24 protein-coding genes, 1 tRNA gene and 1 pseudogene are annotated in these 22,636 nt (G+C 59.8%); 7 read left to right on the top strand and 19 right to left on the bottom strand.

Going from position 1 to position 22,636, the window contains the following annotated elements; genetic code table 11:
- Window positions 1-98: 98 nt before the first annotated feature.
- Complete coding sequence (locus BOP93_RS19945) at window positions 99-821, bottom strand: lysophospholipid acyltransferase family protein (RefSeq protein WP_104504384.1); 723 nt, start codon at window positions 819-821, stop codon at window positions 99-101.
- A gap of 398 nt (window positions 822-1,219) precedes the next feature.
- Complete coding sequence (locus BOP93_RS19935; RefSeq protein WP_104504382.1) at window positions 1,220-1,912, bottom strand: crotonase/enoyl-CoA hydratase family protein; 693 nt, start codon at window positions 1,910-1,912, stop codon at window positions 1,220-1,222.
- 320 nt (window positions 1,913-2,232) lie between these two features.
- On the opposite strand from BOP93_RS19935, the gene BOP93_RS19930 reads away from it, so the two are divergent.
- Window positions 2,233-2,322 (top strand) — tRNA-Ser (locus tag BOP93_RS19930).
- Between the two features lie 189 nt (window positions 2,323-2,511).
- Here BOP93_RS19930 and BOP93_RS19925 read toward each other — a convergent pair.
- The 9 genes and pseudogenes from BOP93_RS19925 to BOP93_RS19885 all read right to left on the bottom strand — a co-directional run.
- Window positions 2,512-3,093 carry a DedA family protein gene (locus BOP93_RS19925; protein ID WP_104504381.1) on the bottom strand — a complete coding sequence of 194 codons (582 nt, stop codon included), beginning with the start codon at window positions 3,091-3,093 and terminating at the stop codon, window positions 2,512-2,514.
- 236 nt (window positions 3,094-3,329) lie between these two features.
- Window positions 3,330-3,704 carry a cytochrome c gene (locus tag BOP93_RS19920; RefSeq protein WP_104504380.1) on the bottom strand — a complete coding sequence of 125 codons (375 nt, stop codon included), beginning with the start codon at window positions 3,702-3,704 and terminating at the stop codon, window positions 3,330-3,332.
- Window positions 3,705-3,834: 130 nt separating this feature from the next.
- Window positions 3,835-4,104 (bottom strand): short-chain dehydrogenase, encoded by a 270-nt coding sequence (locus BOP93_RS19915; RefSeq protein ID WP_104504379.1) that lies wholly within the window; start codon window positions 4,102-4,104, stop codon window positions 3,835-3,837.
- A gap of 334 nt (window positions 4,105-4,438) precedes the next feature.
- Window positions 4,439-5,479 carry a DMT family transporter gene (locus tag BOP93_RS19910; protein ID WP_104504378.1) on the bottom strand — a complete coding sequence of 347 codons (1,041 nt, stop codon included), beginning with the start codon at window positions 5,477-5,479 and terminating at the stop codon, window positions 4,439-4,441.
- A 68-nt stretch (window positions 5,480-5,547) separates the two neighbouring features.
- Window positions 5,548-5,883, bottom strand: a complete 336-nt coding sequence (locus BOP93_RS19905; RefSeq protein WP_065937034.1) for a hypothetical protein — start codon at window positions 5,881-5,883, stop codon at window positions 5,548-5,550.
- A 210-nt stretch (window positions 5,884-6,093) separates the two neighbouring features.
- Window positions 6,094-6,672: a DUF4337 domain-containing protein gene (locus BOP93_RS19900; protein WP_104504377.1), complete on the bottom strand. Its 579-nt coding sequence runs from the start codon at window positions 6,670-6,672 to the stop codon at window positions 6,094-6,096.
- Between the two features lie 55 nt (window positions 6,673-6,727).
- Entirely contained in the window at window positions 6,728-7,093 is a 366-nt protein-coding gene (locus tag BOP93_RS19895) for a DUF2784 domain-containing protein (protein ID WP_104504376.1), read from the bottom strand.
- A gap of 49 nt (window positions 7,094-7,142) precedes the next feature.
- Window positions 7,143-7,499: a helix-turn-helix domain-containing protein gene (locus tag BOP93_RS19890; RefSeq protein ID WP_104504375.1), complete on the bottom strand. Its 357-nt coding sequence runs from the start codon at window positions 7,497-7,499 to the stop codon at window positions 7,143-7,145.
- Window positions 7,453-7,695: pseudogene (locus tag BOP93_RS19885) on the bottom strand (type II toxin-antitoxin system RelE family toxin); the annotation flags it as partial. The pseudogene BOP93_RS19885 and the gene BOP93_RS19890, both read right to left, overlap by 47 nt.
- Window positions 7,696-7,931: 236 nt before the next feature.
- On the opposite strand from BOP93_RS19885, the gene BOP93_RS19880 reads away from it, so the two are divergent.
- A complete protein-coding gene (locus BOP93_RS19880; protein WP_104504374.1) occupies window positions 7,932-8,618 on the top strand; it encodes an HAD-IA family hydrolase in 687 nt (228 codons plus the stop codon).
- Window positions 8,619-8,744: 126 nt separating this feature from the next.
- Here BOP93_RS19880 and BOP93_RS19875 read toward each other — a convergent pair whose 3' ends face one another.
- Window positions 8,745-9,491, bottom strand: coding sequence for a 3-oxoacyl-ACP reductase family protein (locus BOP93_RS19875; protein ID WP_104504373.1), 747 nt, complete (start codon window positions 9,489-9,491; stop codon window positions 8,745-8,747).
- A 106-nt stretch (window positions 9,492-9,597) separates the two neighbouring features.
- On the opposite strand from BOP93_RS19875, the gene BOP93_RS19870 reads away from it, so the two are divergent.
- On the top strand, window positions 9,598-10,527 hold the full coding sequence (locus BOP93_RS19870; RefSeq protein ID WP_104504372.1) for a LysR family transcriptional regulator: 930 nt from the start codon (window positions 9,598-9,600) through the stop codon (window positions 10,525-10,527).
- 48 nt (window positions 10,528-10,575) lie between these two features.
- Here the strand turns inward: BOP93_RS19870 and BOP93_RS19865 are convergent, their stop codons facing one another.
- From BOP93_RS19865 to BOP93_RS19855, 3 genes are all read right to left on the bottom strand, one after another.
- A complete protein-coding gene (locus BOP93_RS19865; protein ID WP_104504371.1) occupies window positions 10,576-11,304 on the bottom strand; it encodes an aspartate/glutamate racemase family protein in 729 nt (242 codons plus the stop codon).
- A 13-nt stretch (window positions 11,305-11,317) separates the two neighbouring features.
- Window positions 11,318-12,847 (bottom strand): NCS1 family nucleobase:cation symporter-1, encoded by a 1,530-nt coding sequence (locus BOP93_RS19860; RefSeq protein ID WP_104504370.1) that lies wholly within the window; start codon window positions 12,845-12,847, stop codon window positions 11,318-11,320.
- A gap of 466 nt (window positions 12,848-13,313) precedes the next feature.
- Window positions 13,314-14,048 carry a phosphoadenylyl-sulfate reductase gene (locus tag BOP93_RS19855; RefSeq protein ID WP_065949848.1) on the bottom strand — a complete coding sequence of 245 codons (735 nt, stop codon included), beginning with the start codon at window positions 14,046-14,048 and terminating at the stop codon, window positions 13,314-13,316.
- A 150-nt stretch (window positions 14,049-14,198) separates the two neighbouring features.
- On the opposite strand from BOP93_RS19855, the gene thrH reads away from it, so the two are divergent.
- Window positions 14,199-14,816: a bifunctional phosphoserine phosphatase/homoserine phosphotransferase ThrH gene (gene thrH, locus BOP93_RS19850; protein ID WP_065887826.1), complete on the top strand. Its 618-nt coding sequence runs from the start codon at window positions 14,199-14,201 to the stop codon at window positions 14,814-14,816.
- A 154-nt stretch (window positions 14,817-14,970) separates the two neighbouring features.
- On the opposite strand, the gene pabB is transcribed toward thrH, so the two are convergent.
- The 4 genes from pabB to BOP93_RS19830 all read right to left on the bottom strand — a co-directional run bounded on the left by pabB (window position 14,971) and on the right by BOP93_RS19830 (window position 19,475).
- Window positions 14,971-16,314, bottom strand: coding sequence for an aminodeoxychorismate synthase component I (gene pabB / locus BOP93_RS19845; RefSeq protein ID WP_104504369.1), 1,344 nt, complete (start codon window positions 16,312-16,314; stop codon window positions 14,971-14,973).
- A gap of 100 nt (window positions 16,315-16,414) precedes the next feature.
- Window positions 16,415-17,401 carry an alpha-L-glutamate ligase-like protein gene (locus tag BOP93_RS19840; protein ID WP_065887830.1) on the bottom strand — a complete coding sequence of 329 codons (987 nt, stop codon included), beginning with the start codon at window positions 17,399-17,401 and terminating at the stop codon, window positions 16,415-16,417.
- Complete coding sequence (locus tag BOP93_RS19835; protein ID WP_104504368.1) at window positions 17,401-18,933, bottom strand: inactive transglutaminase family protein; 1,533 nt, start codon at window positions 18,931-18,933, stop codon at window positions 17,401-17,403. The genes BOP93_RS19840 and BOP93_RS19835 overlap by 1 nt, the downstream gene beginning before the upstream one ends.
- 5 nt (window positions 18,934-18,938) lie before the next feature.
- A complete protein-coding gene (locus BOP93_RS19830) occupies window positions 18,939-19,475 on the bottom strand; it encodes an ATP-dependent zinc protease family protein (protein WP_057721177.1) in 537 nt (178 codons plus the stop codon).
- Between the two features lie 265 nt (window positions 19,476-19,740).
- Between BOP93_RS19830 and BOP93_RS19825 the strand changes: the two genes are divergently transcribed.
- From BOP93_RS19825 to prpC, 3 genes are read left to right on the top strand one after another with little or no spacing between them, the layout of a single operon-like run.
- Complete coding sequence (locus BOP93_RS19825; protein WP_104504367.1) at window positions 19,741-20,439, top strand: GntR family transcriptional regulator; 699 nt, start codon at window positions 19,741-19,743, stop codon at window positions 20,437-20,439.
- Between the two features lie 13 nt (window positions 20,440-20,452).
- On the top strand, window positions 20,453-21,346 hold the full coding sequence (gene prpB / locus BOP93_RS19820) for a methylisocitrate lyase (RefSeq protein WP_057721179.1): 894 nt from the start codon (window positions 20,453-20,455) through the stop codon (window positions 21,344-21,346).
- A 36-nt stretch (window positions 21,347-21,382) separates the two neighbouring features.
- Window positions 21,383-22,510 carry a bifunctional 2-methylcitrate synthase/citrate synthase gene (gene prpC / locus BOP93_RS19815; RefSeq protein ID WP_104504366.1) on the top strand — a complete coding sequence of 376 codons (1,128 nt, stop codon included), beginning with the start codon at window positions 21,383-21,385 and terminating at the stop codon, window positions 22,508-22,510.
- Window positions 22,511-22,636 lie beyond the last annotated feature (126 nt).

The raw sequence follows: 22,636 nt of genomic DNA, 5'->3' as shown, positions 1-22,636 counted from the left end.
CCTGAAGTGATCGTTCCCACGCTCTGAACTGATCGTTCCCACGCTCTGCGTGGGAATGCCTCCCGTGACGCTCCGCGTCGCCCGCACGGCGCAGGCGTTCAAGCGCCTTGCAGTTCGCGATCCATCTGCGCAATGCACGCATCCATCTGCGCCTGACACGCCTGCATCAACGCCGGAACGTCGTCCGCCGTCATCCCCACAGTAGGAATCGGCGCCAATGAGCGTATGAGCACCTCGCCACTGTTCCAGCGATTAAGGCGCATCTGTATGACGTAGTTGCTGACACACACCTGCACGATCGGCACACCGGCCGCAATCGCCATATGGAACGCGCCCTTTTTGAACGGCAACAACCCTTTGCCCAGGTTGCGCGTGCCTTCCGGAAATACCCAGATGGACGTGTCTTCATGCTGCAGGGTACGGGTGGTGGTGAGCATGGCCCGGCGTGCCTTGTGTGCATTGCCGCGGTCGATCAACACATTGCCGGCCAGCCAGAACAACTGGCCGAACAACGGCACCCATTTCAGGCTTTTCTTGGCGATGCACACCGTACGGTGCGGCACCACGGTACCGAGCACAAACAGATCGTAGTTGGACTGATGGTTGGCGATCACCACGCAGGTGCCGGGCTTGTTGCGCAGCGAGTCGACATCCGTCCGCACCTTCAAGCGCAGTATCCACATGGCGGGCAGTGCATAGAGGCGGGCGCAGAGGCGACTGTTGTCAGGATTGAACGGGCGGCATACCCCTATGAGCACGCCCACTATCCCGGCGAGCATAAAGTGCAGGCCCATCAACAACATACGTAACAGAAAAAGCATCGACACGGCCCATCGAAACAAAAGGTGGCGCAGTGTACGGATGTGCACTGTATTCGGCAATTGCCCCTAAAGACGTAGGAGATAGGCGATGTTTAAGCGCATGTTTCAACATGGGCCGATAAAGCCTGTCTAGAGCGGCGCAGGCTGTTTCGGCTTTGGCTGTAAGAAAAAGCCCGCCTCGAGGTCGTAATGTCGTTCAGTTAAGTAAGGCTTTTTGTAGGAGCGAGGGGGGCGCCTAGCTCTTGCTCGCGAAAAACCACAGGCGCCGCGTTCATTCAGGAAGCACGCGTTATCGTTGACGTTTTTCGCGAGCAAGCTCGCTCCTACAGGGGGCGATGTACGCTTAACTGAACAGCATTACGACTCAAGGTCGGGCTTTGGCACAGCAGGTTCAGGCATTACATCAGCACATGACCTTGATCCTGGATAATTGCATCGTCCAACGCCTCCAGCAGCGCCTTGCGCACCTTCAGCTTGGTCTGCTTGTGCGCGTTCATATTGATCTTCTTCAACTGCCGCGCCGCTTCCAATGCCGCCGCGTGCAATGCTTCCGGCGCCACCACCTTGTCGAGGAAGCCCGCCTGCAACGCGCCTTGCGGGTCGAACATTTCGGCATTGATCACCGAGCGATGAAACGCCGACTTGCGCAGACGATCCCGCGCCAACTCGATCCCGGCGTGGTGCATGGTCATGCCGATCGCCACCTCATTCAGGCCAATGCTGAACGGCCCTTCAACCCCAATCCGGTAATCCGCCGACAGCAACAGGAACGCCCCCTTGGCCACCGCATGCCCAGGGCACGCCACGATCACCGGGAACGGGTGCGACAACAGGCGCCGCGCCAGCGTCGAGCCAGACGTCACCAGGCCGATGGCCTCTTTGGGGCCGGCCGTCATCACCTTCAAATCATAACCACCCGACAGAATCCCCGGTGTGCCCGTGATGACCACCACCGCCCGATCCTTCTCCGCCTGGTCCAGCGCCGCATTGAACGCACTGACCACCGCTGGAGAAATGGCATTCACCTTGCCGTTGCTCAGGGTCAGGGTCGCGATACCGTCTTCGAGGTGGTAGGCAATCAACTCACTCATGACGCGATTCCTTATAGGGCTTGTTATAGAAGAATGCAGCAGACGTTACCCACCGCGCCCGCGCCGGTAAAGCGCCGTGACTGACTGCCCAGTCAGGCTTTTGCTTCACAGCTGGCAGCAGAGCGCCTGAAGCAGGGCACAACAGCCAGCGTAGACCATCCCGATTCATGCCCGAGATTGGCACAATCACCACCGTACACCGAGCATGTTCCGGCATACCGGTCTAAGCGCATGAAAATTCTGAAAAAAACCTTTGCCATCAGAAAGGCTTTCGACTACATTAGCGCGCCTCGACAGACTGAACTGGTTTGCCGAGATACGGTGAAGTGTCCGAGTGGCTTAAGGAGCACGCCTGGAAAGTGTGTATACAAGAAATTGTATCGAGAGTTCGAATCTCTCCTTCACCGCCACATTGTTACGAAAAAGCCCCGTTTTACGGGGCTTTTTTGTGCCTGCTGATTTTGTTCCATCTTCTGCACCCAGTCGGAGTCTGGAAGGCTAGCCTCGCCGTCAGGTGACGCTCGCGGTAGCGCTTTATCCAGGCATACAGGCTATGCGTCGACACACCCGGACGAGCCGCTACATCAGCAGCTTCTGTCTCAACGCTGCGACGCCCTGGATCGTCTTCGCCAATACCGCACCACTGCCGCCAGGGACACCAGTGCTACCACCGCAAGGAAGATCGGCAGGCGATAGGGCTTCAAGTCGCCAAAGAAGTGCTGCAATGCTTCGCCGGCCCAATAGCCGGCGCCGACGAACAGGGTGGCCCAGATTGCCGCACTTGGCACATTGATCAGGGCGAACTTCCAAGGCGATAGCCCACTGGCACCGATCACGATGGGCCCCACCAGGCGCATGCCGTAGAGAAAGCGCACGGTGAATACCGAGATCGTCGGATAGCGATGGATGAGGTTTTCTACCCGTTCGATGGCTGACTGGTGACGCTTGAGTTTGGGCAGCAGACGCTGCCCGGAATAACGTCCGGTCCAAAATAGCAGTTGATCACCGAGTATCCCCCCGGCGGTGGCCCACCCGATCACATGCAGCACTTGCAAGGTGCCCTGGTGCGCAGCCATTCCGCTCAGGATAAGAACGGTCTCGCCTTCGAGCAGGCAGCCCAGGAAGATGACCCAGTAGCCGTAGCCAGCGATCAGCGCATTTAGATCAAGATGTTCGAGCACGGGTTGGTCCTTGTCACTTCACACGGAAAAGCCGTGCCGGGATTCTTTGCGCTTGCTTTGAGGTATCCGCGACAAAAAGGTTTCGACAATATGGCTGGCGCTTATGGCCGGCGTTTTATTCAGGTCCACTACCTATGGCGAAGTCGCGTTCAGTGCACCCGTCTTGGGGCGGTACCTTCCAATGATTGCAGCTACCAATTGCCGTTACAGGGATGACGAACGTGCTCACCTTCAAGTCATCGGCTTTTTGAGATGACACCACCTATATATTCATTCAAATCGCGAAAGTCCTTAACGCTCCAGGCGTGCGGCGGTAGCTTCACGCCATTCTCCCGCAAGGTTTTCGGAATCAAGTCTCCATTTGGACGAAGTATTATCGACGACACGATAACGCCCGGGTAATCATGCAGCCGCTTTTTGAATGTGGGCGTTGTGAGATCCGGAGTAGGCGGTGTGCTTTTAGTCGCCAGCGGCCCCGTGCCTTTGATATCGGCTCCGTGGCACATGGCGCACCTTTGCAAATAAAGGGTTTTGCCATTGGTATTGTCTGCGACAGATAGCGTGGTGTAAGACAGTAGAACTAGAAGCATGGAGATGTATAAGGCTTTCATTTTTATAGGTTTAACCGAAGGGCGAGTCTTGATTTTCTGCACCTTGAGCTGAAAAGTAAAACAAACCCCTGATTTTGCGAAAAATCATGGGTTTTGTTATTTCTGCGGTTTGAAAATGTGGCGATCTAGGTCATGCGCAAGGCATGTCCATCCGCCGCCCAATGACGTCCAGCAAATCGCATCCGTCGCGTAGTGGTATTGAGCAGAGCAACGCGAAATCGCTGAGTACGACAGCATCACTGCTGATGTCACTGCGTAGTGCGAGGTTTTCAAGGACTTGGGTAACGGCGCGGAGTCGATAGGTTGCAGCGTCGAGAAGTATTTCCAGCGGCGCGGTGGTGTCGACAAAAAGTGCAGGGGGGGCGCTGTCGTTGTTGGTGAGGGCGATGTATTGGTTCATCTGTAACTCCGGTTGTCAGAGGAAAGCAGCCACACATTTGTCGCCAAACAAAAGGGTGGCAGCTGTACGCAGGTTGGCGAACCGGGACAATCGGAAACCGGCAGACCCGAAGGTCTCCCGCGCACAGCTACCGTCGAGCAGCTTATTGCGCGCAGAAGCATCCCGCAAATATGCGGAACATTTCTGTCGATTTATCGTCGAGTCGCCAAACCCGGTCACCCTATGAGTGACCGAGTGACTATAGGCATCGTAATTTTGAAACGGGAGCCCCCCGTTTCTGCGCGGCGTGTAGGACGTTGCCCAAATCCGTCATCAACAAGCGTGTTAATCGTCATCAATGCCTATGCCGATGATGCACATCCGGAAAATGCGCATGGCTATGCCTCATCACCCCATGTACATGCACATGACTGTGGGGCACCTTCGGGTCCCACTCAAACCCATGTTCATGCTGATGATGTTCATCATGCACATGCCGATGCCCATGTTCCGTCGCGTCATGCAGATGCTCGTGGGCATGTCGCTCCGTCAGGTGCAGCCACACCCCCACGGCCATCAGCGCCGAGGCAATCCAGAAGGCCACGGTTAAGGATTCTCCGAAACCCAGCAACGCCACTGCGGCGCCGAGGAAGGGCGCCGTCGAGAAGTAGGCGCCGGTGCGCGCGCTGCCCAGCCCGCGCAGCGCCAGCACGAACATGACCAGGCTGACTCCATACCCCAGGAACCCAACCGCCAGGATAGGCGCCAGTTGTGCGATGCCCGGAACCTGCGCGCCGAGGTAAAGCGCCAGGCTGCAATTGACCAGCCCCGCAATCAGGCCCTTGGCGCCGGCGATAAACAGCGCATCGGAGGCGGACACCTTGCGCGTCAGGTTGTTATCAATCCCCCAGCACAGACACGCCAACGCTACGGCAAGTGGCCCGGTCCAATCCTGGCTGGCGCCGCCAACGCCGGTCCATGACAATGCCACGCCGCCGAGCACGATGGCGAGCATGCCGAGGATGATGCGGCGGTCTGCATTTTCCCTGAAGACGACCCAGGCGATCACCGCGGTGAGCACCGATTCAAGATTGAGCATCAGCGAGGCGGTAGCGCCAGCGGTGCGGGTCAGGCCGAACATCAGGGCGACGGGACCGAGAATACCGCCGAAGGCGATGGCGCCGAGTAACCAGGGCCATTCCGAGCGGGTCAGGCCGGTGGGTGCCCAGCCGCGATCGCGGATCAGGCGTACGCCGGCCAGGCCAATGCCGCTGCCGAGGTAGAGCAGGCCGGCGAGCAGTACGGGCGAGAGGCCCAGGCCGAGGCTTTTGGCGAGCGGGGTGCTGGCGCCGAACAGGGCGGCGGCCGCGAGGGCGTAAAGGATACTGAGGTTCATGGGCCATCCTCTGGAGTCAGGCCCATGATACGTCGCTTGCCAGGCTCAGCGCTCTGGCAGCCGGATACTTATTGCGCGGTTTTCAACTTGATCACATCACCGGAAATCTTGGTGGTGTAGCCATTGAGGACCCAGGCCCAGAACCATTTTTCCTGGACTTGGGTGTTGATCATCGCGTCGCCGCCTTTGGCCTTGATGGCTGCATCCTGAGCGCGCACGAAGCGGCTGTTCTGGCCGATCGGGATAACGCCCAGCAGCATGATGCCGGTGGCGCTGGCTTCGCTGTGGCCCAGCACGGTGTATTGGCTGGCGTCGTATTGCTGGGTTTTCATGGCGGTGCCGGTGCAACCTGCCAGGGTGAGACCAAGAACGGCTGCTGCAACTACTTTACTGACGTACTTCACGCGTAACTCCATGGGCTGAATCTCGAGACTCAATTCTCGAGGCGCGACACTTTAATCGCTCAGATGGCGGATTGAAATCAGTGCGCCAAGGTTTGTGTAGACGATCAGGCCGCCATCCGGGGGCAAGCCCTAATGCCAGTCAGTTAGGCTTTTTGTAGGAGCGAGCAAGCTCGCTCCTACAGACGGTATTAGGCCAAGCCCCGCCCACCGTCAGAGATGCAGCCAGGCCAGGCTGCCGAGTACCATGGCCACGCCGCCGGCCGTGTACGCCATGCGCTTGAGCCATTCCTTGCGCGTGAGCAAGGTAATTGCCGCCAGTGAGATCGCGATCTGAATCGCCGTCATCGCCTGGGCCCAGCGATGGTGCTGGTGCAGCGCTTCCTCGGATTTGCGGTCCCATTCCAGGGAGGTGGCTTCAAGCTTCTCGGCTTGCTTGCGCACGTCTTCTTTCTGGCTTTTATAGCGCTGGATTTCGTCGTTGTAGTGGGCGGCATCCACACCGGGAATATGCGTGGCCAGTTCCGCCAGGTTCTGGCGGCTGGATTTGGCCTGGTAGTAATTCCACTGGTTGGCGGCTTCGGTCTTGATGATCGCGGCGTTGTTCTTGTCCATCGCCGCCTCACTTTCGCTGGAGCCGGCCTGGTAGCTGAGCATGGCGCCAACGGTGGCCATGATGGCGGTCATCACCGCGATACGGCTGGCAAAGGTGTCGCCCTGGCCGTGGGCGTATTCGGTGGTGTGTTCGAGGTGTTTTTCGTGGGGGCTGGGGACTTCGAAGGCTTCGGACATGGCGGCGTCTATGAAGAGGGCAGAGGGAGCCTGATTCTTCACCAGTGCGGCTGTCTCAAGCCTGTCGATGACGCTGGATCAGGCGCCCATACACCACAATGTTGATCAACAGCACCAGCGCGCCCAGGCCCAGCTGGATCTGCGGCGTGAGCCCGGCCGGGTAAATCAGCGCGAGGATGTAATGTTCGATGAAGCCTGCGCCATAACCCTCCTGCCCAGCCATGTGGCGCAACAGGTTTTCCCAGCGGGTGAGCGGGCAGGGCAGATGAAACACCTCGACGGCAACGCCCCAGGCGGCTGCGGGCAGGTGCAGCCAGATCAGCGGTCGCCATTTGAGCGCCAACAGGCCACCGAACAACACGAACAGGATGAAGCATAAATGGAACAGCACCAGGCTGTCGGCGGCTAGACGGTAGAGCATGCTTGGGTTCGCTTTGAGGGCGTCGAAGGCGCGGGCTTTGGGGATGAGGTTATAACTCAAGTTGACAGGCGTTTATGCCAAAGGCCTTGGCGATTTTTTCCCGGGTGGTTCGACGTGGTTTGGTGACCGCTTCTTGCTGGGCGAATGCCGATTGTGAAATGCCCAGGCGCTTGGCAACTTCATCCTGGGTGAGGTTCAAGTGCTCGCGCCAGGCCCGTATGGGTGTCGCTCCCTCTACCAGGCGGCTGACGACAGCGTGGGGAATCAGGTTCGGGTCGTTTTGCCGGGCCAGGTAATGTTCATAGGGGATCACCACAAAGGCTGGCTTGCCCTCGATATTGTGGATGATCTGTACGGCAGTAGGTTCGTTCGTCACGTTTCTTGACCTCTTGAATGCTGACCACATGGATGTCGCCGTCCCAGTCGAAAAGGACGCGGTAATTACCTACCCGCAACCGATAGCCGTGTGGGTGGTTAACCAACGCCTTGACGTTGACTGCATCGGGCATGCGCTCAAGCGCTGACACCGCATTGCGTACCTGTTGCTGATGGTAGGTATGCAACCGAAGCAGTTGTTTGACCGATTTGCGGGTCCAGTGGATCTAATTCATTGGAGGTTAATAAGTCTTTTATAAGGTTTGCAAGGTGCATTTTCAGATTGTAGTCAAAGGCAGATCACTGTTCACTCACAAACCCTAGACGGCCGCGGGCGCGCCAGCGGATAAAACTGTTGCTTGGTATGAATGCCTTATCGGGGCTTCACCAAGGTTGCTTGCAGGCAACCAGGGCCGCTATTGTGCTGAATCCTTTTAGTCTTCCCCCCAGGGTTTCTGTTGTGATGAACGCACCGCGTACCGCTGTCCCGATCAAGGCTGTGATTTTCGACATGGACGGGTTGTTGCTGGATACCGAAGGCATCTACACCGAAGTCACGCAAATTATTGCCGAACGCTACGGCCGCACCTATGACTGGAGCATCAAGCAGCACATCATCGGGCGCGGTGCACAGGACCTGGCCGACTACGTCGTCAAGGCGCTGGACCTGCCGATCACACCGGCCGAGTTTCTCGAGATTCGCGAGCCGCTGATGAGCGAGCGTTTCCCCAAGGCCCTGGGCATGCCTGGCGCCGAGGCGTTGGTGCGGCATTTGAAGGCGCATCACATTCCGATTGCCGTGGGCACCAGTTCGTCGCGCAATTCGTTCGGCCACAAGACCACCTTGCACCGCGAGTGGTTTGGCCTGTTCGACACCATCGTCACCGCCGACGACCCGGAAGTCGGCGCCGCCAAGCCTGCGCCGGATATCTTCCTCACCGCAGCGCGTCGCCTGGGCGTGGCGCCTGAGGATTGCCTGGTGTTCGAGGACTCGCCGTTCGGCGTGACGGCGGCGAAAGCGGCGCACATGACCGCCATCGCCGTGCCCGATGAAGCCATGGCTGACAGTAAATATCAGCATGCCGACCAGATCATCCGCAAACTGGCGGACTTTGATCTGGCGGCCTATGGCTTGCCACCCATGTCCTGATTCAGCACAGGGCTGAAAATGTGGGGGGCTTGCCAGTTGGTTAAGCGTACACCGCCCTTTGTAGGAGCGAGCAAGCTCGCTCCTACAGACGGCATTAGGGCAAGCCTATGCAGTGTTGTAAAAATCTCAGGCGCTGAACCCCCCATCGATGGTCAGGCTGGCACCGGTGATATAGCCCGCTTCCGGCCCGGCAAGATAGGCCACAAAACTGGCAATCTCCTCCACATGGCCATAGCGCCCCACCGCCATTAGCCCGATCAGGCTCTCGGCAAACTCACTGTTCGCCGGGTTCATATCCGTATCCACCGGGCCTGGCTGCACGTTGTTGATGGTGATACCTCGTGGCCCCAGGTCTCGCGCCAACCCCTTGGTCAAACCTACCAGCGCCGCCTTGCTCATCGCATACGGGCCGCCACCGCCAAACGGCATGCGCTCGGCGTTGGTGCTGCCGATATTGATTACGCGGCCACCTTCGCCCATATGTCTGGCGGCTTCCTGGGTGGCAATAAAGACGCTGCGTACATTGACCGCCAAGGTCTGGTCGAAGTCTTCAAGCTTGAAATCTTCCAGCGGGGCGATAGCCAGCACGCCGGCGTTGTTCACCAGGATATCCAGGCGCCCGAACGCCTCGACGGTGGCGTTGACCGCCGTGCGAATCGCTGTGGCATCGGCGCTGTCGGCGTGGATTGCCAGGGCTTTGCCGCCTGCGCTGATCACGCTGTCCTGCAAGGCTTGCGCCTTGGCGGCCGAGCTGACGTAGGTAAAGGCAACGGCAGCGCCCTGCGCAGCCAGGCGCTTGACGATGGCCGCGCCGATGCCACGGGAACCGCCTTGAACCAAGGCGACTTTGCCAGTGAGGGTTGCAGTAGTCATGTCGATCTCCAAGTAGTTGATGAGCCGAGTATCGGCCTCACGCGACCAGGCCGGTAGAGCGTGATTGCTATAGTCTGTGTAAACCAAAAGTTTAGAGTGGCGGGTCATGGAGAGCTTTGGCAGTATCGAATGCTTTGTGCGCAGCGCCGAGGGGGGCAGCTTCGCCGAGGCTGCGCGACACCTCAGCCTGACGCCGGCGGCGGTCGGTAAAAGCGTGGCCAAACTGGAAGCGCGCCTGGGCGTCAGGCTGTTTCAGCGCAGCACCCGGCGCCTGACCCTGACCGAAGCCGGCAAGCTGTTCCTGGGCGAAGTCAGCGGGAGCCTCACGACGATTCAGAACGCCGTGGCCAACCTGGCCAGCGCCGAGGGGCGACCGGTGGGCACGCTGAAGGTGAGCATGGGTACGGTGTTTGGCAATCGCTATGTGATGCCGTTGCTGGGTGAATTCATGCGGCGCTTTCCGGCGATCAGCCCGGATTGGCACTTCGATAACCGCCAGGTGGACTTGATCGGCCAGGGCTTCGACGCCGCCATTGGCGGTGGCTTTGAACTGCCCCAGGGCGTGGTGGCGCGCACGTTGACCCCGGCGCACCGGGTACTGGTGGCGTCGCCGGCTTATCTGGCGCAACACCCCGCAGTGCGTGCGCCCGAGGATTTGTCGCGCTGCCACGGCATCCTGATCCGCTCGCCGCAGACAGGCCGGGTGCGCTCATGGCAACTGACCCACCGCGAGCGCGAGCACAGCCCACTGCTGCTCAAGCCCGCCATGACCATGAGTGATTCCGAGGCCGCCTGCTGCGCCAGCGCCCAGGGCCTGGGCATTGCGCTGGTCAGCCTGCCGATGGCCGTGCCGTTCCTCGACAGCGGCGCGGTGGTGCGGGTGTTGCCGGACTGGTATGTAGATGACGGCAATATCTCCATCTACTACGCCGAGCACAAGTTGCTGCCCGGCAAGACCCGGGCGTTTGTGGATTTTGTGATCGAGCAGTTTTCCGAGCAGCAATTGGGCCGCAGATTCAGTGCGGTCGCAAAGTAAACAGAATTCCAAGTGTGGGAGGGGGCAAGCCCCTCCCACAGTTGATCTTCAGTGGCCGAACTTGCCGGGCCAGCCCAGGATTTTCTTCGGCCTTGGCGCCGCATAGGTCCTGACCTTGGACGTCGACAACCCCAACCGCACCAGCGACTCAGCGATCGTCACCGCCGCCGTCACCCCGTCCACCACCGGCACCCCGGTGCGCTGGCGAATCTGCTCGTCCAGCCCGGCCATGCCGCCGCAGCCCAGGCAGATCACTTCCGCCTTGTCCTCAAGGATGGCCAGTTCCGCCTGGCGCACGATCGCTTCCATGGCCGCCACCGGGTCTTCTTCCAACTCCAGCACCGCCATGCCGCTGGCCCGCACCGAGGCGCAGCGCTGGTACAGGCCGGCGAGTTTCAGTCGGTCTTCGATCAGTGGCACGGTGCGGTCCAGGGTGGTCACCACCGAGTAGGCATGGCCCAGGAACATCGCCGTGCTGGCCGCGGCCTCGGTGATATCCACCACCGGCACGTTGAGCAATTCCTGCAAGCCTTCGCGGCCATGCTCGCCGTAGCCGGCCTGGATCACTGCATCAAACGGCTGGTCGTAGGCCATTACGCGGTCCATTACGGCGATGGCGGCCAGGTAGCTTTCAAAGTTGCCCTCCACCGACTCGGCCCCGAAGTAGGGGGTCAGCCCCACAATCTCGGTGCCCGGCGAGGCCACGCTTCTGGCCTGCTCAGCGATAGTCTGGGTGATGGATTCGGTGGTGTTGACGTTGACCACGAGGATTCGCATGGAATGTCCTTGTTTAATGACTGACGTTATCGACGGCAATGCTTTCGCCGCTGACATCGGCGTAGAACGGCTGGCGCTTGGCGATCAGCAGGTAGAGCAACCCTGCAATACCAGCGCCAAACAGCCAGGAGAACGGCGAAACGCTGGCAAACCCGGGCAACAACGCCAGCAGGATGGCAATCACCGCTGCCGGAACGAACGCCGCCACCGCGCGCAGGTTCACGCCCCGGCTGTAGTAATAAACCCCCTGCGCGTCTTCGCTGTAGAGTTGCGGTACATCCACCTGGCTTTTGCGGATCAGCCAGTAGTCGACCATGATCACCCCATACAACGGCCCCAGCAGTGCGCCCAGGCCGGACAGGAAATACACGATCACCAACGGGCTGTTGTAGAGATTCCACGGCAAGATCAACACCGCGACGGTGGCGCTGATCAGCCCGGCGCGACGGAAGTTCAGGTACCTGGGCGCCAGGTTGCTCAGTACAAACGCCGGGGCGACGAAGTTGGCCATGATGTTCACCGCCACCGTGACGATCAGGAAGGCCAGGCAGCCGAGCACAAGAAAGAAGGTATTGGGAATGGCGGCGATGATTTCGGTCGGGCTTTCGATCACCCGGCCATTGAGCTGGAACTGCCCGCCGCACAGCAGCACGGTGATGGCGGCGAACACCAGAATATTCACCGGCAGGCCCCAGAAATTACCCACCAGGATCGTCCTGCGGCAGGGCGAAGAGCGTGCGAAGTCGCAGAAGTTGAGGATCAGCGTGCCGTAGATCGCCAGCCACAGCGCGCCTCCGGCAAAGATATTGCGCCACATCTCGCCGCCGCTCAGCGGTTCGCGGATCGACCAGGCAATGTGGCCGCCTGCCTGGAAGTACATCCAGCCGGCCAGCGAGGCCACGGTGAGCAGAATCACCGGTCCGGCGAATCCTTCATAGCGACGTACCATTTCCATGCCATAGGCCAGGATCACCAATTGCACCAGCCAGATCGCCACGAAACACGCCCAGCCGAGCGATGACAGGCCGAGAATCGAGTTGTGGTCGTAGTCGGCAAACCCTGGATGAATCGCCGTCAGCAGCACCCGGAAAACCACCGATGCCAGGTAGGTCTGGATGCCGAACCAGGCAATCGCAATCACCGCACGAATCAACGCCGGAATCTGAGCGCCATGGATACCGAAGCTGATACGGCTGATTACCGGGAACGGCACGCCGGTCTTCTGGCCCATGTACCCCGACAGGTTCATGAAAAAGTACACCAGTGCCGCGCCTATCCCCAGTGACAGCAGAATCTGCCAACCGCCCAGGCCCAATGCATACAAGCCTATGGCGAATGAATAGTTGGCGATGTTGTGCACGTCATTGGTCCACAGCGCAAAGATGCTGTAGCGCCCCCAGCGACGCCCTTCGGCCTTGGTCGGCGCCAGGTCCTTGTTGTGCAGGCGTGGGCTGAGAACCAGCGGGCCGGGGCTGGCTGCCTCGGGATTGAGGGCGGAGGAGGGCAGATCCAATGCGATGTTATTCGAGAGGCTTGTACGCATTCCGGCGGGCTCCAGCACATCCGCAGCAATGCGGCAGATGGCAAAGTGTATGTAGGTTTTGTATTTATTGTATACAAAGCGTAACTACCCTTAAGCCACATGCGTGCCAGTTTTCGATCTATGAACGGCGTGGTTAATTTCGTTTTTATTGGATATTAAATAAATGGCTGAATTTAAAGCGATATAAATTGACCGTTCGAACAGCTATTTATTTTCTCAACGAGGGGGATTGAACCAGGGGAGCGGAAAAATTTAGAAAGGAAGTGTTACGTTTTGGTGCGCTTCGAGTTCGATTGCACACATAAATGGCACCGATGGTTACAGGTGTGTGTACATTCTAATCGCCAACGCGAATCCAATGTGGGAGGGGGCTTGCCCCCGATTGCAGGGGGCCAGTTACAGATGTGCCTACTGACACTCCCTCATCGGGGGCAAGCCCCCTCCCACATGTTTTACCGCATCAACTTCAAGCCTTGCTGATGATGTTCCCCGCATGCAGCCCGCATTCCTTCTGCGTGGCCTCTTCCCACCACCAGCGGCCCTCACGCTCGTGCTGATTGGGCAATACCGGGCGGGTGCAGGGCTCGCAGCCGATGCTGATAAAGCCGCGTTCATGCAAGCTGTTATAAGGCAGCTCCAGCATGCGGATGTAACCCCAGACTTCCTCACTGGTCATCTGCGCCAACGGGTTGAATTTGTACAGCGTACGTTCCGGGGTCGAGAACGCCGTATCAATTTCCAGCGCGGCCACCTGACTGCGGGTGCCCGGGCTCTGATCGCGGCGCTGGCCGGTGGCCCAGGCGCGTACACCTGCGAGTTTGCGGCGCAACGGTTCGATCTTGCGAATGCCGCAGCACTCGCCATGACCGTCCTTATAGAAGCTGAACAGGCCTTTCTCCTTGACGAAGGGTTCCAGCTTGCTCTGGTCCGGCGAGATCAGTTCGATGTCGATCTTGTAGAAGTCACGCACCTGTTCGATAAACCGATAGGTTTCCGGGTGCAGCCGGCCGGTGTCGAGGCTGAACACCTTGACGTTCTTGTTCAGTTTCCAGGCCATGTCCACCAGCACCACATCTTCGGCGCCGCTGAAGGAAATCCACAGGTCGTCACCGAACTGGCTGAACGCCAGCTTGAGGATGTCCTGGGCGGACTTGTTGGCATAGGTCGTGGCGAGTTCAACGACGTCGAAGGCTTGGTTCATCAGGACGGTTCCTACAGGTCAGTGGCGCTGAGCGCTCTATAGGCGGCGATGGTATCAAAATCCGCCCTGCGTTGCGGCGGCGTGCTTGAATCGCTAGAGTTCGGCAGTCCTTTTGCTCGCTCAACTTGAATAATACGAACGGAGTGTCTTGTGGAAATTGCCTGTCTCGACCTGGAAGGGGTGCTGGTTCCGGAAATCTGGATCGCCTTCGCCGAAAAAACCGGTATTGAATCCCTGCGCGCCACCACCCGTGACATTCCCGACTACGACGTGTTGATGCAGCAGCGCCTGCGTATCCTCGACGAGCATGGGCTCAAGCTTGCCGATATCCAGCAGGTGATCGCGACACTCAAGCCATTGGACGGCGCCATCGAGTTCGTCAACTGGCTGCGCGAACGCTTCCAGGTGGTGATTCTCTCCGACACCTTCTATGAGTTCTCCCAGCCGCTGATGCGCCAGTTGGGCTTTCCGACCTTGCTTTGCCACCGCCTGATTACCGATGAAAGCGACCGGGTGGTCGGTTACCAACTGCGCCAGAAAGACCCCAAGCGCCAGTCGGTGCTGGCGTTCAAGACGCTGTATTACCGCGTGATTGCCGCCGGCGACTCCTACAACGACACCACAATGCTGGGTGAGGCTGATCGCGGAATTCTGTTCCATGCGCCAGACAATGTGATTCGTGAATTCCCGCAGTTTCCGGCCGTGCACACGTTTGAGGATTTGAAGCGGGAGTTTATCAAGGCGTCGAATCGGCCGTTGAGCCTGTAAGTTATCCGGCGCGGCTGATGGCCTCATCGGGAGCAAGCCCCCTCCCACATTCGACCGTGTCCCAACAGGACGCACGCGGGTAAATGTGGGAAGGGGGCTTGCCTCCGATGACGTCGGCTCCGTCACCGCCTAACCCCCGGAAGGGACTGCGCTTTTACAAACTTTCCAGGGTGTGTAACAACACCCGTACCTTGGTCAGCGACTCCTGATATTCCGCCTCCCACTGGGAGTCCGCCACGATCCCGCCGCCGCCCCAGCAGCACACCTGCCCGTCCTTGACCAGCAGGCTGCGGATGGCAATGGAGCTGTCCATTTCGCCGCGCACGTCCAGGTACATCAGTGAACCGCAGTACAAGCCACGTCGGGTCGGCTCCAGTTCGTCGATGATCTGCATGGCGCGGATCTTCGGCGCGCCGGTGATTGAACCGCCGGGGAAGCTGCCTTCGATGAGGTCGAGGGCATCCTTGTCGTCGGCCAGCGTGCCGGTGACGCTGCTGACCAGGTGATGCACGTTGGGGTAGCTTTCCAGGCTGAACAGCTCCGGTACGTTTACCGAGCCGATTCGGCAACTGCGGCCGAGGTCGTTGCGCAGCAGGTCGACGATCATCAGGTTTTCCGCGCGGTCCTTGGGGCTGGCCAACAGTTCGTCGGCGTGCGCGGCGTCTTCCTGGGGTGTCAGGCCACGGGGGCGGGTGCCCTTGATCGGGCGGGTTTCGACATGGCGCTCGCTGATCCGCACGAAACGCTCGGGCGACAGGCTCAATACCGCACCGTGATCCGGCAGGCTCTGAAATCCGGAGAACGGCGTCGGGCACGCTTGGCGCAATGCGCAGTAAGCCACCCAGGGATCACCGGCGCACGGCGCGCGAAAACGCTGGGCGAAGTTGACCTGATAGCAGTCACCGGCCTGGATGTAGTCCTGGATGCGCACGATGGCCTGGCGGTACGCCTCGGCCGTGAGGTCTGGCGCCATGGGGCCTTGCAGCGTGAAGCTGGCCGTTGACGCAGTGAATGGCCGACTGAACAAGGCAATCAGGCGCTGCCGCTCACGGTCGCCCAGTGTGGGGTGAAACACCAGCTGGCTGGTCTGCGCCTGGTGATCACTGATCAGCGCCCAGGCATACAGGCCCAGGCGCGCGTCCGGCAGGTGCAAATCGTCTACCGCCAAGTGGGGCATGTGTTCCAGGTGGCGGCCGAAGTCATAACTCAGGTAGCCGATCAAACCACCGGCAAAGGGCAGCTCTGCACCGGCGGGCAGCGCCGCTTCGCCCAAGTTCGTCAGGCTATCGCGCAAGCGTTGCAGGAAATTGTCGCCGCGCTCCTCAGGCTCAACCGCGAAGGTCGCCTCCGGCCAGGCGCTGAGCAGGTCGTAACGGCCACGCTCGGCAGCCGGCCGGCCGCTGTCGAGCAGCACCGCGCCAGGGGCATGGCGAATCGCCGAAAAGTACTCGGCGGGGTTGGCCCGATAGGGCAGCGGATGTACGGAACAGGTCGACATGCGGGGGTGGATCAGCCAGTGGCGCGAGGGAGAGGATTGTAGTCCCCTGTAGGAGTTGCTCCTAGAGGGGATGTCGGGGATAGACAGTTTGAAGACCGGATCAGCCTTCCACCGGCGGAATATGACCGAACATTTCCTGTACGAACTTCACCCGCTCTTCCACGGTTTCCGTCACGCCGGCGGCTTTCAGTTCTTCCAGCCGCGCCTCCACCGCATGGGTGCGCAGGGTCAGGCCGCAGTCGTTGGCAATCTGGATATTCAGCCCCGGCCGCGCATTCAGCTCCAGGATCAGCGGGCCTTTTTCCTGGTCGAGCACCATATCCACGCCGATATAGCCCAGGCCGCACAGCTCGTAACAGCCGGCCGCCAACTTCATGAAGCCGTCCCAGTTGGGCAGTTGCACGCCATCCACCGCATTGGTGGTATCGGGGTGCTTGGTGATGATGGTGTTCAGCCATGTGCCACGCAGGGTCAGGCCGGTGGCGAGGTCCACGCCCACGCCAATCGCGCCCTGGTGCAGGTTGGCCTTGCCACCGGACTGACGGGTCGGCAAGCGCAGCATCGCCATCACTGGATACCCCATCAGCACAATGATGCGGATATCCGGCACGCCTTCGTAGCTGATGCTCTTGAAGATCTGGTCGGGCACCACGCGGTATTCGATCAAGGCGCGGTCGCGGTGGCCGCCCAGGGAGTACAGGCCGGTCAGGATGCTGGAAATCTGATGCTCGATTTCTTCATGGCTGATGATCTTGCCGGACACCGTGCGATAGCGCCCTTCAAAACGGTCCGCCACCACCAGGATGCCATCGCCGCCGGCACCCTGGGCGGGCTTGATCACGAAGTCGCTGCGCCCGCCGATAATGTCGTCGAGCTTGTCGATTTCTTTCTCGGTGGAGATCACCCCGTACATTTGCGGCACATGGATGCCGGCCGCCATGGCCCGCTCCTTGGTGATGATCTTGTCATCCACGATCGGGTACAGGCTGCGCTTGTTGTACTTGAGCACGTAGTCGGCGTTACGCCGGTTGATGCCCATGATCCCGCGCGCCTCCAGGGCTTTCCAGGTCTTCCAGAAGCCGAACATTACGAGTCTGCCTTCAAGAACGCCTTGAAACGGACCAGCTCGGTCAGGCGATAACCGCGATAACGCCCCATGGCCAGCATGAAACCTACCAGGATCAGCAGGATCGCCGGGAAGGTGAACACGAAGTAGACCAGCTCCGGCACGCTCATGATGATGTGCGCCAGGGAGGCCGCGAACAGCGTGCCGATCGCGACTTTCAGCGCATGGTTGGCGCCGCGCTCTTCCCAGGTGATCGACAGGCGTTCGATGGTCATGGTCAGGATCACCATCGGGAACAGCGCCACCGACAGGCCTCGCTCCAGGCCCAGCTTGTGGCTGAACAGGCTGATGGCGGCAATCAGCACCACCACGAAGGTCAGCACCACCGACAGGCGCGGCAGCATCTGCAGCTTGAGGTGTTCCAGGTAGGACCTGAGCGACAGCCCCAGTGCGGTAATAATGGTGAACAGCACAATGCCGAAGCCCAGTTGCGTCTCGCGAAATGCCAGGGCAATCAGCACCGGGGTGAAGGTGCCGAGGGTCTGCAGGCCGATCAGGTTGCGCAGGATCAGGATCACCAGCACGCCAATCGGGATCATCACCATGATCATGAACGTCTGCTGGGTTTGCAGCGGCAGGCCGTACAGCGAGTATTCGAGAAAGTTGGCGTCGGTGTTTTCGTCGGTCAGCTTGGCCAGGCGAATGGCATTCATCTCGCTGTTGTTCAGGCTGAAGGTGACCATGGCTTTCTTGCCGCCATCGACCGTGATCAGGTTTTCGTCGCCGGTCCACCACAGCAGGCGGTCCGCGGGCAGGCCTTGTTCACCGGTTTCCGGGTTGAAGTACAGCCAGTCGTTGCCGTTGAAGCTGCGCAGCCACAGTTCAGGCGATTGCGGCTGGTCGGCGACGAGGCGGATGGTGTGGACCTTTTCCACCGGAACGTGGGCGATGGACAACAGCAATTCGACGATCTTGGCCTTGTGCGACGTCGACGGGTCGCCCGCCAGCAGCAGTTTCACATTGTCGTCGCTGAGGTTGTTGGTGCGCTTGATGGCTTCGGTGATGAACGTTTCGACGTCTGCCGAGTGCTGGCGAATCGGCGCGAGCAGGGCTTCGGCAGCGATTTTTTCCGGGCCTTCCACGGCAATGCTGTCGCGGAAGGTCGGGCCCTTGATCTTGACCTTTTCACCGCTATAGCGCTTGGTCAGCACCAGGCGGTAATACAGCGTCTGGTTACCCTTGGCGCGGCGCGCCGACCAGGTGACCTTGCGGTTGCCGTCGGCGCGGTTGACGCTCACCCCGTAGTTGTTCGAGATAAAACTCTCATTGAGGCTGACGAAATCGCGGCTCAACGGCGGCACGAACATCGAAATCTTCACCGGGTCCTTGGGATTGGCGACGAACTCGACCTTGGCGTCGATGTTCCACAAGTCGTCGGTGGCGTCCTCGGTGACAGGGATGCCCAGCACGAAGATCTGGTAGGCGGTGACCGAAATGCCCAGCACCACCAGAAGGGTGATCAGGATTTTCAGGTGCAGGGTCAAAGAGCGCATTCGGTTTACTCGGCGGTATGAGCGTCGGCGGCGCAGGCAGGTTTGCCTGCTGCATATTTAAGGCTGGGGTCGATCAGCGCATCAAAGCGCTTGAGCGCTTCGGAGCCGATCAGCAGCGGATATTGGAAGGTGCTGCGGTCGGTCAAGTTCACTTCGATACTGCGTAAAGCGCTGCCCATGCAGATATCCAGGGCAATCACCGGACGAGCGGTGTACTGCTTGTCCTCATCGGGGTCGTAGTCATCGGCGCGGCGCTTGATTTTGCTGACGCGGGCCAGGGGACGTTCGATGGGGTGGGAGTGGGCGGTATCGATGGCCAGGTAGAAGCGTACCCAGGATTCGCCGTTGCGCTTGAAGCGTTTGATATCGCGCGCACTCAGCGAGGCGGTCTTGGCGCCGGTGTCGAGTTTGGCCGCGACTTCCAGGTCGATGCCCGCCAGCTTGGCGTATTCGTTCAGGCCATACACCGTCTTCTCGGCGGCAACGCCAAGGCTCGGTATGGACAATAGGCATAACAATAGGGGGAAGGGCTTGAGTCTCATAATTCCTGAGGCGATGCAGTGCGAAATTCAAGGCGACTGGCATTACTGCGCAAGCTCCCTCGTGCGCCATTTCATCTTGAGATGTCAGGCAAAAGCGGCGGGCATTCTAACATGATGCTTTTTTGGCGCCAGCGCTGGCAGGCGGCCATGCTCATCAACGGCCAATAAGGTTATTAGAAGATTGTCGACAATGTTGATTTATTCTTTGACTAAGTAGTGAGTATTAGCTAGTTTTTGCCGCATTGCTTTTAAAGGTGTCGACAATATGCTGAGTCAATCGGAATTTCCGTCGGCGCTGTCGGATGAATCCCAAACCATGTCGGAAAACGTCTTCCGGCGCATCCAGGCCGCCATCGTCAAGGGCGAGATCGCCCCCGGCACGAAGATTTCCGAACCGGAGCTGGCGCGTACCTACGGCATCAGCCGTGGCCCGTTGCGCGAGGCGATTCACCGTCTGGAAGGCCAGCGCCTGCTGGTGCGGGTGCCCCATGTCGGCGCGCGGGTGGTGTCATTGAGTCACGCCGAGCTGATCGAGCTGTATGAAATCCGCGAGTCATTGGAAGGCATGGCTTGCCGGCTGGCGGCCGAGCGCATGACCGACGCGGAAATCGAAGAACTGCGCCAGGTATTGCACACCCATGAACGGGATGCCGCGTTCCAGGCCGGTGTCGGCTACTACCAGCAGGAAGGTGACTTCGATTTTCATTACCGGATCATTCAAGGTGCCGGTAACCGCACCCTGACCCAGATGCTCTGCGGTGAGCTGTACCAACTGGTGCGCATGTACCGCATTCAGTTTTCCACCACCCCCAACCGTCCCCGCCAGGCCTTTGCCGAGCATCACCGCATTCTTGACGCGATTGCCGATCGTGACGGTGAACTGGCCGAACTGTTGATGCGTCGGCATATCGGCGCTTCGAAACGCAACATCGCCCGTCACTTTCCGGACGGTGCTCCCCAATAAATAGAGGTGAGTCATGAGTTCCACGAACAAGAGCACCCCAGGCCAGCGTTTCCGTGACGCGGTCGCCAGTGAACAGCCGTTGCAGGTGGTTGGCGCAATCAATGCTAACCACGCCTTGCTGGCCAAGCGCGCCGGCTTCAAGGCAATCTACCTGTCAGGCGGCGGCGTGGCCGCCGGCTCCCTGGGCGTACCGGACCTGGGCATCACCGGCCTGGATGACGTGCTGACCGATGTACGCCGTATCACCGATGTGTGCGACCTGCCGCTGCTGGTGGACGTGGACACCGGTTTCGGTTCCTCGGCGTTCAACGTGGCGCGCACCGTCAAGTCGATGATCAAGTTCGGCGCCGCCGCCATCCACATCGAAGACCAGGTCGGCGCCAAGCGCTGCGGCCATCGCCCTAACAAGGAAATCGTCTCCCAGCAGGAAATGGTCGACCGCATCAAGGCCGCCGTGGACGCGCGCACCGATGACAGTTTCGTGATCATGGCGCGCACTGACGCCCTGGCCGTGGAAGGTCTGGAGTCCGCCCTGGAGCGCGCCGCCGCCTGCATCGAGGCCGGCGCCGACATGGTGTTCCCGGAAGCCATCACCGAACTTGAGATGTACAAGCTGTTCGCCTCGCGGGTGAAAGCACCGATCCTGGCCAACATCACCGAATTCGGCGCGACCCCGCTGTTCACCACCGAACAGTTGAAATCTGCCGATGTTTCCATCGTGCTGTACCCGCTCTCGGCCTTCCGCGCCATGAACAAGGCCGCCGAGAATGTGTACACCGCCATCCGCCGCGACGGTACGCAGCAGAATGTGATCGACACCATGCAAACCCGCATGGAGCTCTACGATCGTATCGACTACCACACCTTCGAGCAGAAGCTCGACGCGCTGTTTGCCGCGAAAAAATAACGGCTCTCTGAACAACTATAAAATGGGAGAAGAACCATGGCTGAAGCAAAAGTATTGAGTGGCGCCGGCCTGCGTGGCCAGGTGGCCGGGCAGACCGCACTGTCGACCGTGGGCCAGGCCGGTGCCGGCTTGACCTATCGCGGCTATGACGTGCGTGAACTGGCCGCCGATGCACAATTTGAAGAAGTCGCCTACCTGCTGCTGCACGGCGAACTGCCGACCCAGGCCGAACTGGCGGCCTACAGCGCCAGGCTGGGCAAGCTGCGCGACTTGCCGCAAGCGTTGAAGGAAGTGCTCGAGCGCATCCCCGCCGACGCCCACCCGATGGACGTGATGCGCACCGGTTGTTCGTTCCTGGGCAATATCGAGCCGGAAAAAGACTTCAGCGTGCAGCATGACGTCACCGACCGCCTGCTCGCCGCGTTCCCGGCGATCATGTGCTACTGGTACCGCTTCAGCCACGACGGCAAACGCATCGACTGCGTCACCGACGAGCCGAGCATTGGCGGGCACTTCCTGCACCTGCTGCATGGCAAGAAGCCGAGCGACCTGCATGTCAAAGTGATGAACGTGTCCCTGATCCTCTACGCCGAACACGAATTCAACGCCTCGACCTTCACCGCCCGGGTCTGTGCGTCGACTCTGTCCGACCTGTATTCCTGCGTCACCGCGGCCATCGGTTCCCTGCGCGGCCCGCTGCACGGCGGTGCCAACGAAGCGGCGATGGAGATGATCGAGCGTTTCGGTTCGGCCGAAGAAGCCGTCGAAGGCACCCTCGGCATGCTGGCGCGCAAGGACAAGATCATGGGTTTTGGCCACGCGATCTACAAGGACAGCGACCCGCGTAACGAAGTGATCAAGGGCTGGTCGAAAAAACTCGCTGACGAGGTGGGCGACACGGTGTTGTTCCCGGTGTCCGAAGCCATCGACAAGACCATGTGGGACCAGAAGAAACTGTTCCCCAATGCCGATTTCTACCATGCCTCGGCGTACCACTTCATGGGCATTCCCACCAAGCTGTTCACGCCGATTTTCGTCTGCTCGCGGCTCACCGGCTGGGCGGCGCACGTGTTCGAGCAGCGCGCCAATAACCGCATCATCCGTCCAAGCGCCGAGTACATCGGCGTTGAGCAGCGCAAGTTCGTGCCAATCGAACGTCGCTGAATGAGAGGGCCCACGGACCCGGGACTGGAATGCGATCAACGTGTGGGAGGGGGCTTGCCCCCGATAGCCGTGTGTCATGCAGCACATGTGTCGACTGATACACCGTCATCGGGGGCAAGCCCCCTC

This window comes from Pseudomonas orientalis (assembly GCF_002934065.1).
Lineage (GTDB): Bacteria > Pseudomonadota > Gammaproteobacteria > Pseudomonadales > Pseudomonadaceae > Aquipseudomonas > Aquipseudomonas orientalis_A.
The sequence above is the reverse complement of the archived record's forward strand: the minus strand, read 5'-3'. Positions and strand labels throughout refer to the sequence as shown.